At 44.8% G+C, this 14,605-nt stretch carries 11 protein-coding genes; all 11 read left to right on the top strand.

What is annotated here, in order from left to right; translation table 11 throughout:
* Window positions 1-10: 10 nt before the first annotated feature.
* Window positions 11-1,003, top strand: coding sequence for an ABC transporter permease (locus GRF59_RS10140; RefSeq protein ID WP_202128529.1), 993 nt, complete (start codon window positions 11-13; stop codon window positions 1,001-1,003).
* A gap of 13 nt (window positions 1,004-1,016) precedes the next feature.
* The gene (locus GRF59_RS10135) at window positions 1,017-1,913 is read left to right on the top strand and encodes a carbohydrate ABC transporter permease (protein WP_237391704.1); all 897 of its coding nucleotides are present in this window, start codon (window positions 1,017-1,019) and stop codon (window positions 1,911-1,913) included.
* A 44-nt stretch (window positions 1,914-1,957) separates the two neighbouring features.
* Window positions 1,958-3,757, top strand: a complete 1,800-nt coding sequence (locus tag GRF59_RS10130; protein WP_160497446.1) for an alpha-galactosidase — start codon at window positions 1,958-1,960, stop codon at window positions 3,755-3,757.
* The gene (locus tag GRF59_RS10125; RefSeq protein ID WP_160497445.1) at window positions 3,758-5,140 is read left to right on the top strand and encodes an alpha-L-rhamnosidase-related protein; all 1,383 of its coding nucleotides are present in this window, start codon (window positions 3,758-3,760) and stop codon (window positions 5,138-5,140) included.
* A complete protein-coding gene (locus GRF59_RS10120; RefSeq protein WP_341480041.1) occupies window positions 5,137-6,174 on the top strand; it encodes a LacI family DNA-binding transcriptional regulator in 1,038 nt (345 codons plus the stop codon). Before GRF59_RS10125 ends, GRF59_RS10120 begins: the two co-directional genes overlap by 4 nt.
* A 168-nt stretch (window positions 6,175-6,342) precedes the next feature.
* The gene (locus GRF59_RS10115) at window positions 6,343-7,389 is read left to right on the top strand and encodes a LacI family DNA-binding transcriptional regulator (protein ID WP_341480040.1); all 1,047 of its coding nucleotides are present in this window, start codon (window positions 6,343-6,345) and stop codon (window positions 7,387-7,389) included.
* An 831-nt stretch (window positions 7,390-8,220) separates the two neighbouring features.
* Complete coding sequence (locus tag GRF59_RS29730; protein WP_341480039.1) at window positions 8,221-9,672, top strand: sensor histidine kinase; 1,452 nt, start codon at window positions 8,221-8,223, stop codon at window positions 9,670-9,672.
* The gene (locus GRF59_RS10100) at window positions 9,650-11,230 is read left to right on the top strand and encodes a response regulator transcription factor (protein ID WP_160497442.1); all 1,581 of its coding nucleotides are present in this window, start codon (window positions 9,650-9,652) and stop codon (window positions 11,228-11,230) included. Before GRF59_RS29730 ends, GRF59_RS10100 begins: the two co-directional genes overlap by 23 nt.
* A gap of 190 nt (window positions 11,231-11,420) precedes the next feature.
* On the top strand, window positions 11,421-12,749 hold the full coding sequence (locus GRF59_RS10095) for an ABC transporter substrate-binding protein (RefSeq protein WP_160497441.1): 1,329 nt from the start codon (window positions 11,421-11,423) through the stop codon (window positions 12,747-12,749).
* Between the two features lie 162 nt (window positions 12,750-12,911).
* Window positions 12,912-13,766 carry a carbohydrate ABC transporter permease gene (locus GRF59_RS10090; RefSeq protein ID WP_160497440.1) on the top strand — a complete coding sequence of 285 codons (855 nt, stop codon included), beginning with the start codon at window positions 12,912-12,914 and terminating at the stop codon, window positions 13,764-13,766.
* A gap of 2 nt (window positions 13,767-13,768) precedes the next feature.
* Window positions 13,769-14,605 carry a carbohydrate ABC transporter permease gene (locus GRF59_RS10085; RefSeq protein WP_160497439.1) on the top strand — a complete coding sequence of 279 codons (837 nt, stop codon included), beginning with the start codon at window positions 13,769-13,771 and terminating at the stop codon, window positions 14,603-14,605.

Raw genomic sequence — 14,605 nt, 5'->3', positions numbered from 1 at the left:
CCTCCCGTTAATGAATTTTACTCCGATTGGGAAAGCGGGTGGAAGGGTGAACACTGAAATCGTGAGCAGCACATCGACTCAACCGAAATCACGATTCGATCATATCAAGCGGACCGTTTACAAGGAGCGGCAATTGTGGCTGATTAGTATCCCGATGATTCTATGGGTGCTTGTTTTTTGTTACATACCCATGTACGGGATCATCATCGCCTTCATGAATTACATTCCCGGAAAGCCAATGTTCAGTAGCGACTGGGTCGGTTTTTTGCATTTTAAAACATTTTTCCATTCACCGGATTTTTGGCATGTAATCCGTAATACGCTGGCGATTAGCGGACTCGGCATTGTGTTTGGCTTTACGGCCCCCATTATCTTGGCGCTCCTGCTCAACGAATTGCGGGGAAGAATCTTTAAACGGTTTGTTCAGACGGTTTCCTATTTGCCGCATTTCATTTCATGGGTTGTCGTGGCTAGTATTTTGTTTGCGACGCTCGGCAATGAAGGCTTTATGAATGATATACTGCTGCGGTTGGGTTTTATCGATAAACCGATTTCATTCCTTGGCGAAGGAAAATACTTTTGGGGCGTGCTTACGACCACCAACGTGTGGAAGGATGTAGGTTGGGCCACCATTATATATTTATCCGCGATAGCGGGGGTGGATTCCGAACTTTACGATGCCGGAAAAGTGGATGGACTGGGACGGTTCGGTATGGTATGGCATATTATCCTGCCTAGCATTCGCCCAACGATTGTCTTGCTGTTTATTCTCGGCATTGGCGGGATTCTAAATGCGGGCTTCGAGCAGCAGCTGCTGATCGGCAACTCGCAAACAAGAGAGTACTATGAAGTTATCGATACGTATGCCTATAAATACGGTATACAGCTTGGTAACTATTCGTACGGTGCGGCAATCGGATTTTTGAAGGGTATCATCTCGCTGCTGCTTGTGCTGGCCGCAAACCGCATCAGCAAAAAAGCGTTGGATACCTCGATTCTATAGGGGGCGATCAACATTGGAGACAACAGGAATTAAGCCTAGTATAGGCAGTCGTATTTTTGATGCGATCAACATTGTATTTATGATTGTGTTCATGTTTGTGATGCTGTATCCGTTTATCAATTTACTGGCAATTTCCTTGAATGACGGCGTGGATGCGGCAAGAGGCGGAATCTATTTCTTTCCGCGCGTTTTCTCACTCGATTCCTATACGTTTCTGCTGAAAAATGACCGGCTTTTCTCCGGGCTATGGGTATCGATCCTGCGGGTTGTCGTCGGAACAGTTACTTGCGTCTTCATGACAGGGCTCCTTGCCTATGTCGTCACGATCCGCAACTTCTCGGGAAGGAAGTTTCTCCGTATTCTGTTTCTTATTACGATGTATTTCGGAGGAGGTTTAATCCCTACCTATTTGCTGATGGTCCAACTCGGTCTCACCAACACATTTAATGTCTACTGGATTCCTGGACTTCTTAACGCTTACTACATGCTTCTTATGGCGTCATATATGCAAGGTCTCCCTGATTCGCTGTTCGAATCCGCGAGAATCGACGGGGCATCGGAACTGCGTATTTACGTCAGCGTCGTGATTCCCATTTCGATGCCGGTATTCGCTGCGATTGCCGTATTCAGCTCGGTGGGCCACTGGAATTCGTGGTTTGACGTCATATTGTACAACTCAAACGGGAAATGGGATACGCTGCAAACGTATCTTCGCAAACTGCTGCTAGAGGTCGAGGCGCTCCAGCAAATTCAGGATGCACAGGCGGCGTATTCGAAATATCGCAATATATCAAGCAATACCCTACGGGCGGCCGTGACGATGGTCGTTACGCTGCCGATCGCTTGCGTATATCCGTTCATGCAAAAGTACTTTGTGGGCGGTATTACGCTGGGTGCGGTAAAAGGCTGAGATAAGGTAAGAGAAAGATCAACAGGAATATGGAGGATGCCAGGGTGAACAACAACATAATGAAAGAACATAGTTTATCGATTGGAAAATATCTTTTTACGGTTTATTCCGAAGACGATTCGTTTCGCGTGATATTGTCTTCTCAGGCAGCTGCCGAGGGCGTCGAACTGCTGCATATCCGAATAGAGGCGGATGCCGGGAAGCGGCCTTCGCCCGTAGAAATCGTTTGGCATATTCCTGCCGTTGACGTTCATGGCTATTGGCATCCGGCGGCTTACCGGAATCGTCGTCTTCATGTGGATTGGGAGCGGGCACTGGTTGCCAAGGCGACCTACTCCGCTCCCGTGGGATGCCTGTTCAATACGATGGGGCTGAATCGGTTGACGTTCGCTTATTCGGATGCTATGAATGCGGTCGGAATGCTCGCGGGCATACATGAGGAGACATCGGTTTTCCGATGCTCGGTGAAGCTGTTCACTGAGCCGACGGCTCCTTTTCAGACATACGAAGCAGTTTTACGCTTGGATGCAAGGGAGCTTCCTTATTATGAGAGTCTTAATGAAGTACAGCAGTGGTGGGCATCCCTTCCGGGGTATGAACCATCATATGTGCCTGAAGCCGCCAAGCTTCCGGTTTACTCTACATGGTACAGCTTCCATCAACAGCTAAATCCGGAGGAGATTGAACGGCAGTGCCGGCTTGCTCAAGAGCTCGGATGCGGAATGGTCATTGTCGACGATGGATGGCAGACGGCCGATAATTCAAGGGGATACGCTTATTGCGGGGATTGGTCTGTGTGTGAAGATAAAATTCCGGATATGCGGGCGCATGTCGAACGTGTGCACGAACTTGGCTTGAAATACATGTTATGGTACTCGGTGCCGTTTGTTGGAATGAAAAGCGAGGTGTGGCATCGATTTAAGGATAAGCTCCTGGCTGTATTTGAACAACTTGGGACCGGCGTGCTTGATCCCAGATACCCAGATGTCCGCGAATACACCATCGGGCTCTACGAAAAGGCTGTGCAAGAATGGGATTTGGACGGGTTTAAGCTGGATTTCATAGACAGCTTTTCCGCGACGGAAGAGACACGGAACAAAGTCGACCCGGAAATGGACTTTGCTTCTGTGCCGGAAGCCGTTGACCGGTTGATGAGCGATGTCATGACAAGACTAAGGTCTATGAAACCGGATATCATGATTGAATTTCGGCAGAACTATATCGGACCGTTAATGAAAAAATACGGGAACATGCTCCGGGCTACCGACTGCCCGAACGACGCGGTCGAGAATCGAATCCGTACGATCGATGTCAGACTGCTTAGCGGCAAAACGGCGGTCCATTCGGATATGATCATGTGGAATCCCAATGAGCCCGTGGAAAGCGCCGCGCTGCAGCTGATTAACGTGTTGTTCTCGGTGCCGCAAATCTCAGTCAAGCTGGATCAGCTTCCGGCAGGACATTTGGACATGGCATCCTTCTGGCTGTCTTTTTGGCAGGAGCACCGCGATGCCTTGATTGACGGCGACTTGAAACCCGGCAAACCGGACTCGCTCTATGCCATGGTCTGTGCAGAAACGATGGAGAAACGGATTTTATGCGCATACGATGACATGGTTATACAGGTCGGAAATCATGTTCCTGAAAGGCTGTATGTTGTGAACGGTACCTACCATGAGCGGTTGGTACTGGAGATTTGCGAAGATTTGGGAACGACCCAAGTGGAAGTTTTCGATGTCCAAGGCCGCCGGATCGACCGGTTCGAGATGAGCCTTCATTCAGGAATACACAGCATTCGGATTCCAGGTGCTGGTTTGGCCATGATCCAAAAGGGAGTGAATTGATTGAATACGCAGCGAATCGGCCGTATCGCTTTCGAATCGTCAAGCTCCGAACTGAATCAGGCCTTCAATTGGGCTAAGCGTCAGGCATTGTCCTATGCCCATATCGACGGTCCTGCGGGACCGTGGTATGAAGCTGCTTTGCCCGGCAGGGATGCATTCTGCATGCGTGATGTTGCGCATCAGAGCACGGGAGCGCATCTGCTGGGGCTGCAGGAACATAACAAGAACATGCTGCGGCAATTTGCAAGACATATTAGTCAAGGCAAAGATTGGTGCACTTATTGGGAAATCACGAAGGAGGGGCTGCCTGCCTCTGTTGATTATGATAACGACAAAGATTTTTGGTATAATTTGCCTGCCAATTTTGATTTAATCGATTGCTGTCTGCGACAATATCAGTGGTCGGGAGAAACGGATTACATTGAACATCCTGAAATGAATCAGTTCTATGATCGTTCGGTCAACGACTACGTGGAACGTTGGGATAAAGACGGCGATGGTGTGCCGGAACATTACGCCTCTTACGGGCGTCGTGGCATCGCTTCGTATGTGGAGGACGGGCTCCATCCGTTAGTAGGTGGGGATCTTGTAGCTGCTCTGTACGCGGGGTATCGCGCTTATTCAACGATACAGCTCCTTCGCGGCCACAAAGAACTTGCAGCAGAATTTGCAGCCAAAGCCTCGAACATCAGCCGCCTCTATAATGATACCTGGTGGAATGAGCAGGCAGGGCGTTTTTATGGAGCAATCATGCAGGATCATTCGCCATATTCGGATTATTATGCCACCGCCCATTTTTTGCCGCTCTATTTCGGGCTGGTCGAGAAGGATCTGCACATGGATGCTGCCTTGCGGGATGTCGTCAAGCATGGAGGCAACAACGTAGAAGAACGTTCCTATTTAGCGGAAATCTACTACAATCACGGTTTGGAAGAAACGGCATACTCGGCGCTGCTGGAACTCTCATCCCCGCGTACCTCCAGACGGTCATATCCTGAGGTGTCATACAGCATCATTTCTTCGTTATTTACAGGAATGATGGGAATTGTGCCCGATGCAGCGAACAGAGTATTGGCGACTTTACCGCGATTAGATCCCATCCAGTGGTGCAGCGGGATGAACATCCCCGTATGGAATAACGAGATCAATCTATCGCATCTAAATAACCGGCAAAGCGCTTTGGAGAACGTTTCTGGTGATGCATTCGTTTGGGAAGCCCGTTTTCCGGGCGAAAGGAGTACGCTGTTCGTTGACGGTGTAGAACGTGAGGCGACGACAACGCAGGATCGCCATTACGGTAGCATAAGCTCAATTCGCCTGCATGTGGAGCCTGGACAAAAAATAGTTGTGGGGATTGTGAATATCCCTAAGGAAAGCGTGTGATTCCTATCGCCACCCTGAAAGAAATCGCAAAAATAGCTAAGGTATCGAGTTCCACGGTTTCCCGGGTATTAAGCAGTGATTACTCCTTTAGCGTATCGGAAGAAACGAGAAGAACCGTTATTGAGGTTGCTAGATCATTGAATTACCGTCATAAACCAGGTAAAAAGAAAAACGAGCTTGACGAGGGAAGAAAATGGAATGTCGGGGTGTTGTTTTGGTGCTCCGAGCAGTTTGAGCTTACCGATCCTTTTTATATGTCCATTCGGCAAGGAATTGAAAAGGAATGCGACAATCAAGGTTTGACTATAAAGCGGATATACCGTTGGAGCGATGAAGACAGCTCTACAATTGAAGATTCTGAAATAGATGGGCTGATCGTTGTCGGAAAGGTGGAGTGCATCTTCCATTCCAAACGACCGGATATGCCCATTGTTTTTGTAGACCACTGTTCCTCTGTTGAACATGATTCCGTCCAGTTTGATGCCGCCGTCGCAGCACGAAAGACGATGGAGCACCTGCTGCACTTCGGGTATGATCGTATTGGGTACATCGGAGGGAATAGTTATATCAGGACGTTGGAAGGGATAAATTATTACGAAGACGAACGACAGCAAATGTATAAAAGGATGTTGGAAGAACAGGGAAAGTTCAAGCTAGAAGACATGTTCGTCGGAAGCTGGGGAGTGGAGGATGGTTACAAGCTAATGAGTGTGGCCATCAAAAATGGAAATCTGCCAAGAGCGTTCTTCGTAGCCAGTGACTTATTGGCGATCGGTGCGTTGCGGGCTCTGCATGAGTCTGAGATTAAAGTACCGGAACAAGTAGCAATAGCAAGCATTGATGGAATAGACGTGTCCAAATATGTCAATCCTCCGCTCACGACAGTGAAGGTCTATACGGAAGAGATGGGAAGTACCGGCGTAAAGTTGATGGTCGACCGGCTGCTGGGTAGAAACTATGCACTGCATGTTATGGTGGAAACCGAATTGATGATTCGTGAGAGCTGCGGAAGCCTTATCTTTCATCCAATATGAATAAAAACCTGTTGATCTAGTAATATTAGATTAAACAGGTTTTTGATATATTCACTGGTGATTTATATTCGCAACATGGAAATGAAAGAGGTATAATGGAGTATTAGGAGGATTTGTCCTGGACTAAAGTAGCAGGGGAACCGACCTGAGTATACCTTTAGAAAGTGTGTGGTCGAAATAGCAACGATTAAGGATATTGCGGAATTAGCGGAAGTATCAAGTGCAACCGTATCCCGGGTGCTCAATAACGATCTTTCTTTTAATGTACCTGAAGAGACGAAGAATAAAGTCATTGAAGTTGCCAAAAGACTGAATTATAAGAAAAAAGCTGAACGCAAACGCAAAACCGATGAAGCGACTGAATATAAGCTGGGGCTTCTCATATGGTGTTCGGAGCAGCTTGAATATTCCGATCCTTATTATTTGTCTATTCGGGTTGGGGTGGAACGGGAGTGCTTGCGGCGTGGAATTGATATACATAGAGTGTTCCGATGGGTTGAAGGCACAAGCCAAGATATGAATTTATCGGATTTGCATGGCTTGATTTCGATTGGCAAAGTCAATCCATCGTTTATTCTGAATTCCAAGGACACGAATCTGCAAGTAGTTACCGTAGATTGCATTAGCTCAGAACGATGTGACGCGGTCGTGTTTGATTTGGAGAAGGCAGCAACACAGGCATTGGATTACCTTTTTGAATTGGGACACCAAAGAATCGGTTACATCGGCGGTACAACCTATGTTTTTTCAAAAGACACCAAAGAACAATACGTAGACGAAAGACAGCGGGCATTTTGCCGTTTGATGGCTGAAAAAGGTTTGCTTCGGGAACGGGATCTCCATATCGGAGGCTGGGGAACGGAATCCGGATACCGGTTGATGAAACGAGCCATTGAACAGGGAGATATTCCTTCGGCGTTTCTGATCGCGTGCGATCCTATGGCTATCGGCGCGCTTCGGGCGATAGATGAATCAGGGCTTCAAGTACCGGAAGAGATTTCGATCGTGAGCATCGACGACATTGAATTATCGCAATACGTTAATCCTCCATTGACTACGGTAAGAGTGTTCTCTGAAGAAATGGGAAAGACCGCAGTTAAACTGATGTTAGATCGGTTGAAAAGCGGTAGAGAAGCATCCCTTCAAGTAACGATCCCGACAGAACTGGTGGTCAGGAAAAGCTGCAGAGGGGTCAAGAAAGATGAGCAAGCGTAATAGGCTGTCTATGATCTTATATGTCGGCAGCTTATTCTGATTTCTTCATTTGAACGAATTACGCGCGAAGCTGCTGATTCAGTCCAGGTTCGCCGTGCCCTGCTTATCCTGGCTTCCACACTCAAAAAATGAAAGTTCCAGAAATCAGCCGGCTTCTAGCGATATTTCAATCATACGGTGATATACCATTTGCATCCAACAGCATTCCTGAGCTAACGGCGATTTCGTTAAAATGCAGCGAATTAGGTCAAGCGTCGGTTGAGATGCTACACAGACTGAACCGGAAAGAAGATGTCAACGAACTGACGGTCATTGAGTCGGATTTGGTCGTTGTAGAAAGCGCTTCCAAATTGCTTGGATAAGGGCGGATTTAATGACGGACTGCCCGCGAGGCAGTCTTTTTTTAAAAATTATCAACGCAGGAGTTGATATCTATTGAGCCAAATAGAGGGAAGTAATGTATCCAAGCGAATCATGCAAAAAATCGGTGGTTTAAGGTTGAGATCAAAAATATTGATATCGAATTTGATCATCATATTTTTGATTTCAACTGTAATTGGTAGCGCTTCCGTGTATACGGCTAACTATTTTCTTGAGTCGAATACGAAGGATCTTTCCGAACAGATTGTTCATCAGGTCTCCGATAATATTGAATACCGTGCAAGAGAATTCATGAATTCAACGGTGTACTTGATCTCAGATCAGTTATTGCGCAGCTTCTTGACCGGAAAGGATGAGCTTGTCACCGAGGACAACTTTCCCGCGTATTGGAGCCGCGTAAATATCGTGCTTTCCCAATTTGCAAGTAACAACCGTTACATTCGTTCCATTGTGATTAAGAGCAACAAAGGCACAGTCTATTGGTGGGAAGATCAACATTATGTAAAAAATGACCTTAATATACGGAGTGCTTCAAAAATCATAAATCAAGCAGAAACCGGACTCAAGCAGAGCGGAAGGGAATATGCGTGGACATCCTCATTCAGGGGAGAAGAAGAAGTATCTTTGACAAGGTACTTCATAAATCTGGGCCATGTCAATGAACATCTGGGTACAGTGGTGATTAATATGGACCCGAATTTTTTCAGAAATTTAAAATCGGATATTTCGTTTATTAGTCCGGATAATTTGATGATCTTGAATCAGAACCAGCAAGTCCTGGTCAAAAGCAGCCTTCAATTGCTTGAGCAGAAGGAGCTTTTTGATCAAATTCAAACGCAATCCGGCAGTCTTAACGGATTCATCCGTAAAATCAACGGTCAAAGTTACTTAATAACGCAAGAAAAAACGAATCCTTCTGGCTGGAGAGTCATATGTGTCATTCCATTAACGATTCTAAAGGATCATTCACGGCTATTGCAGTGGATCGTAATTGTTATAAGTGCTCTTGCGATACTCATTTCCGTAGCAATCTCCTGGTTCCTTTCCGCTAGGACGACCAAGAACATTAAACTCCTTGAAAGAAATATGCGCAAAGTCGAGGAGGGGGATTTTAATGTCAGAACAGATATCATGGGCCGGGACGAAGTCGGTATGTTGTCTGTTCGATTTAATTTCATGGTCGGCAGGATTAACGAACTGGTCAACTCGGTATATAAAGAACGCATTGCCAAACAGCAGGCACAATTTCAAGTATTACTCGCACAGATCAATCCGCATTTTCTCTACAACACGCTCGGTACAATCAAGTGGTTTGCCCGCATGAAAGATCAGTCTGATATCGAAAAAATGACGAGTGCTCTGATCGAGCTATTAAAATCGTCTGTCCGAAGAACGAGTGAATTTCATACGTTGTCTGATGAAATGATGGAGCTAAACAACTACATTTTTATTCAAAAGTCAGGCTATGGTGATGAACTGCGAGTTACATTCGATATTGATGAAGAATTACTTGACAGTTTTGTGCCTCATTTCAGTTTACAACCACTCTTGGAAAATGCGATTTTGCATGGAATTGAATTATCTAAAGGTAACGCATTGATCATAATCAGGGCCCGGCATGAAAAAGAAGTCGTCCACTTGATCGTGGAAGATAACGGGATTGGGATGGATGCTCAAAAAATCGAACATATTTTGAATCGTGACGGTCATCAGAAGATGTTCCCGGGAATGAGCAGTATTGGAGTGCGTGCTGTTAACGATCGAATCCAACTCTATTTTGGCAAGGGATATGGTTTATTTTATGAGAGCGAACTGGGTCAAGGGACGAAAGCAATCATTAAACTCCCTTATCTTACGAAACTGGAGGAGGCGGAGAGTTATGCTGCAGGTCATGATCGTTGAAGATAACGCAATATACCGATATGCTGTCAAATCGATCATTCAGTGGGAAGATTATGGATTTGAACTGACCACCGAAGCAATCAATGGTATGCAGGCATTCAATTATATTCAAGAGCGTCATTATGATTTAGTTATTACAGATATCAGCATGCCGGAGATGAACGGTCTCGATTTGATTCAACAGACGAAGCAATTATACCCGGAGATCAAGTTTATCGCGCTGAGTTCTTTTGATGATTTCCAGTTTGTTAAGGAAGCGATGAAATTAGGCGCGGAGGATTATCTATTAAAGCATGATCTTGAGACCGAAGGTTTGATCAATACTCTGGAGCAAGTAAAAAGCAAGATCTTAAAAGACCGGGAAAAGCTTGCAAAAGCGAACTCACAAGCATCTGATTTATACCTATCGAACTTTTCCCTTCGAAAGCTTGTTCTTGGTGAGAGCATTCCAGCTCATAAGGCAAATCAAGCACTGTCTAATATCCAAGATAAATTGGGCCGTCCCCCTTATATCGTACATCTTCTTCATATAACCGCAATTAAGTATGAAGAAGTTGAAGCGGATTCAATGTTAAGTAAGGCGAGAATACTATTTTTGGACGATATCTCCTCAGAAAATGAATTCACGTACCCGATTGCATTATCGGATCAAAAAGTCGTTGTCATTCAAAGCTTTCCGAATGAAAAAAGTGAATCCCGAGTCGCTCAAGCTGCGCATGAACTGGCAGGCAGTTTCATTCTGAGCGCCAAGCGTCTGCAGCTTTCCGTATCGGTAGGTATGAGTCAGATGAGCATGAATATATCCGATATTTCCTCCTTATATCAGCAGGCGGGAGCTAATTTATTTCAAAAAATCTATGACGATCAAGAGAGGATTTTCAGCTCGCAGGAGTATCGGGGGAATTCTTCGGAAGAGACCGGTATCCATCAGTCCTTTATGGTACAACTTTCCTTAGCGTTTAAAAGCGAGGATATGAGCGTGATTGAAGAAGAAGTCACACATATTTTTGACATGATCAATTCGAGTCGATTGGAGATGAAGCACGTAAAGAGACTTTTGTTCGATATATTTGCACTTCTGCCTGTCATTGCGGCTGAGAGGAAAATGATGTTGAACAGTATGAATCATTGGCATGATGTATTGCTTGATTCGATGGAGAATTTAGAGCCGATTCGCGAAATTAGAGAATACTTCTTATCCTGTTGTCGTCAAATATTTGGGCAAAAGGATGTTAGACAATCCTATCGCAAAGATATCCAAATGGCTAGGGATTATATTCATGCGCATTACAACGAAGATATTTCGGTCGCAGATCTTTCGATTGTATTGAATTTAAGCCCGAACTATCTCTCCAAGTTGTTTAGAAGCGAGACCGGAAAACGAATCGTTGAATATATCAATCAATATCGGATCGAAGCAGCAAAGAAGCTCCTCAGGGAGACCAATCTCAAAGTGTATGAAGTAGGGGAAAAAACAGGGTTTCAAGAGACATCCTACTTCTGCAAAGTATTTAAAGAAATGACCGGAATTACCGTCTCCGAGTACAGGAAGAGCTAAACGATCATGGAATAATCCAATTTCTCGTAGTTTTTTATCATGCAAGGATCTCATTTCGAAACCAAACGAAGTTATTTATAATAAATGTTTTTTTTATGCAATGATCTCAACGGCAGGGCCCTATAGACTAAGAGAAGATAGAGCATGAAAGCGCTATCGAAATCTAGAGTAGAAAAGGGGGAGTATTTGTATGAAGAAAGTTTTAACCTTGACTGCTGCAGTTGCACTTTTGGCAAGCGTGATGACAGGGTGCGGGTCTGCCGGTGATAATAAAAATTCGGAGGGCTCAACGACTCCAGCATCAAACAAAACATCAGACAAACCCATTACGCTGACTTGGGTACATCATTTTGGCGAAGAGGGAGCAAGAAAATGGATTGACCTTGGAATTCAAGAATTCAAAAAGAACAATCCGAATGTCAACGTCGAAGTTACAGCAACAGATGGCGGCAATTACAAGACCTTCTTGAACACCAAAGTAGCCGCCAATGATGTACCTGACATTTATATGATCGATGAAATTCCTGGATTTCAAGAAATCATCGACGCAGGTTATGCGACGGATTTGACGGGTCAACCCTTCTTGAACAATATTAGCGAGCAATATTTGAATGGCGTTAAATCCACTGACGGTAAAATTTGGGCGCTCCCTATCGACACGAATGGCGGCGGTGTTACCTATAACAAAGACGCATTTGCCAAAGCGGGCATCACACAAGTACCCACAACGTACAGCGAGTTTCTTGCTGATTGTCAGAAGCTGAAGGAAGCAGGGATTATCCCGATTGCAGCAGGATTCAAAGACAGCTGGACGATTAACTGGGACATTAATCCGGATCTTCTCGTAACCGGCGTGAATTCCGACACGAACTGGATTGCAGATGTTGAAGCGGGTAAAGCAACATTCGCGGATAATAAAGGTCATTTTAAAGAAGTATTAGAGCGCTTCGTGCAGCGCCTTCCATATGTGAACGACGATCCAATGGGCACGAGCTGGGATAAAGTGCAAGAGCTTCTCGGCAGTGGCAAAGCCGCGATGGTCATTAATGGAACATGGACAGTAGACGGAGCAAAGTCCAAAAATCCAAATGCTAACATCGGCTTATTCGCTTTCCCTTCCACAGAAAATCCGGATGATGCCAAATTCGCCATGAAATCCACCGGCGGTATTGTGGTCAACCCGAAATCGCAAAACAAAGAAGCTGCAATGAAATTGCTCGAAACTTTCTCAACGCCGGAAGTAGGTAAAATATTTCAAGATAACAAAAAAGGGATCTCTGTAATCAAAGGCTTAAAACCGGATTTCGATCCAACATATGTTGAATTGGATGCAAGCTACTTGAAAACGGGCAAAACGTTCGACTGGTCGCAGTTCTCCCCCAACTTTGTAAGTGTAGAATTATCAAATGCGTTTACAGATGCCATCACATCCTTGATTCTTGATAAGAATCACGATGTGGACCTAACCATTAAAACGCTTGATGATAGCTTTAACAATATTCGCGAACTGCAAAAATAAAGTTGTATACCTATATGAATTGAACTAAAGAAAGGGAAAGCACTTCGCCTGTATTCCAGATGGAATCTAGAAGAAGCTTTAGTTCATTTTATATAATGACACTCGTTGAAGACGTGATTCTCCCGGCTGATGCCGGGAGAATCATTACTTGGAGGTATTCACATGTCTAATCGATTTCGTGATGGAATGGTTCGATTCAGTTTTTTGATTCCTGCTTTCGCTTTTTTTTCTTTTGCGATGATCATTCCTTTTTTCATGGGGATTCATGTTTCATTTACCGATTGGAATGGGATTTCGCCTAGCTATAATTTTGTGGGATTAGATAACTTCAAGAAAATTTTTACGAATGCTGATATTCTAAAACCGTTGAAAAATACGATCTACTACATGGTTATGTCCGTCATTTTCTCCAATGTGCTCGCGTTGTTGCTTGCAATGGCTGTTAATCGATCCTTTGTGGGCAGAAACTTGTCGAGGACGATATTCTTCTTGCCCACAGTACTGAGCGCGGTTCTCGTTTCATTTATTTGGGGCTTTATATATCGTGAAGTTTTCCGTTTATTGTTCGGCATTAACAGCTTGCTCGGCAGTCCGGACACCGTCATGCCGGCAATAGTCGGTATCGATGTATGGAATAGCGTTGGGATCAGCATGATTATCTTTTTATCTGCTTTGACAGGCGTTCCCAAAGATTTGTACGAGGCTGCGGAAGTAGACGGCGCTAAGGCATGGCAAAAATTCAAGAACGTAACTGTTCCGATGATTATGCCTGCAATTACTGTAAATGTAACGTTAGCGATCACTTATGGTCTTCGTGTGTTTACGACCCCCCTCATTGCGACGAATGGCGGTCCGGTTCGGGCATCAGAAACAATTGCCATCTATATATATCGAAATTTGTTTGACTTCAAAAAGGCCGGTTATGGTCAAGCGGTATCCATGATATTCTTGATTCTTCTTGTTTTGATCGGCTGGTTCGTGTCACGGGTGTTACGCAGTAAGGAGGTGGAAATGTAAAGATGCCAGAGACGAAAAAGAAAATCTCTAATGGTATTTTGAACATCCTAACCTACATGTTGGCACTCGTGTTTCTTTTTCCATTTCTAATTAGTATTTTAATGGCGATTAAGACCCCAGCGGAGACGACGGATTCACTATTGAAAATCCCTTCGCATATTGCATGGGGCAACTTTAGCTCGGCATGGGAAATTACTCATTTTACGAATTCGTTCATGAACAGCGCGATTAGTACGGTTTCGGGGGTAGCGCTAATTGTTTTTTGCTCATCCATGGCAGCGTTTGCGATTTCACGCAACTCCAAAAAGCGTGTATTTCAATTTGCTGAACTGCTCATTTTGGCAGCGCTGATGGTTCCATTTCAGGTAATCATCATTCCCGTATATAAGTTGTTGAAATCGATGGATATGATCAATACGCTTTATGGCTATGTCATTATGCTCGTTGGAACGAGTATCCCGTATTCAACCTTTCTATATATAGGATTTATCAAAAGCGTTCCTCGTGAATTGGAGGAAGCCTCCGTTATCGATGGATGCGGACCTTACCGCATGTTCTGGCAAATTGTATTCCCATTGCTGAAACCGATTACAGCGACAGTAGCGATACTACACGTCATGTGGCTCTGGAATGAATTCAATATCGCGTTAATCGTGCTGCAGAAGACGGCTGTCCGAACGATTCCGATGATGCAATATTTCTTTTTCGGGCAGTATACGACGAACTTGAATCTTGCTTTCGCTTCTGCGGTATTAACAATGATCCCGATTCTTATATTTTTCGTGTTAGCGCAAAAGCAAATCATCGGAGGACTCACAAACGGCGCAGTAAAAGGATAA

This window comes from Paenibacillus dendrobii (assembly GCF_009807035.1).
Classification (GTDB): Bacteria; Bacillota; Bacilli; order Paenibacillales; family Paenibacillaceae; genus Paenibacillus_AQ; species Paenibacillus_AQ dendrobii.
Note: the sequence above shows the minus strand (reverse complement) of the source record. Positions and strands in the feature narration are given on the sequence as shown.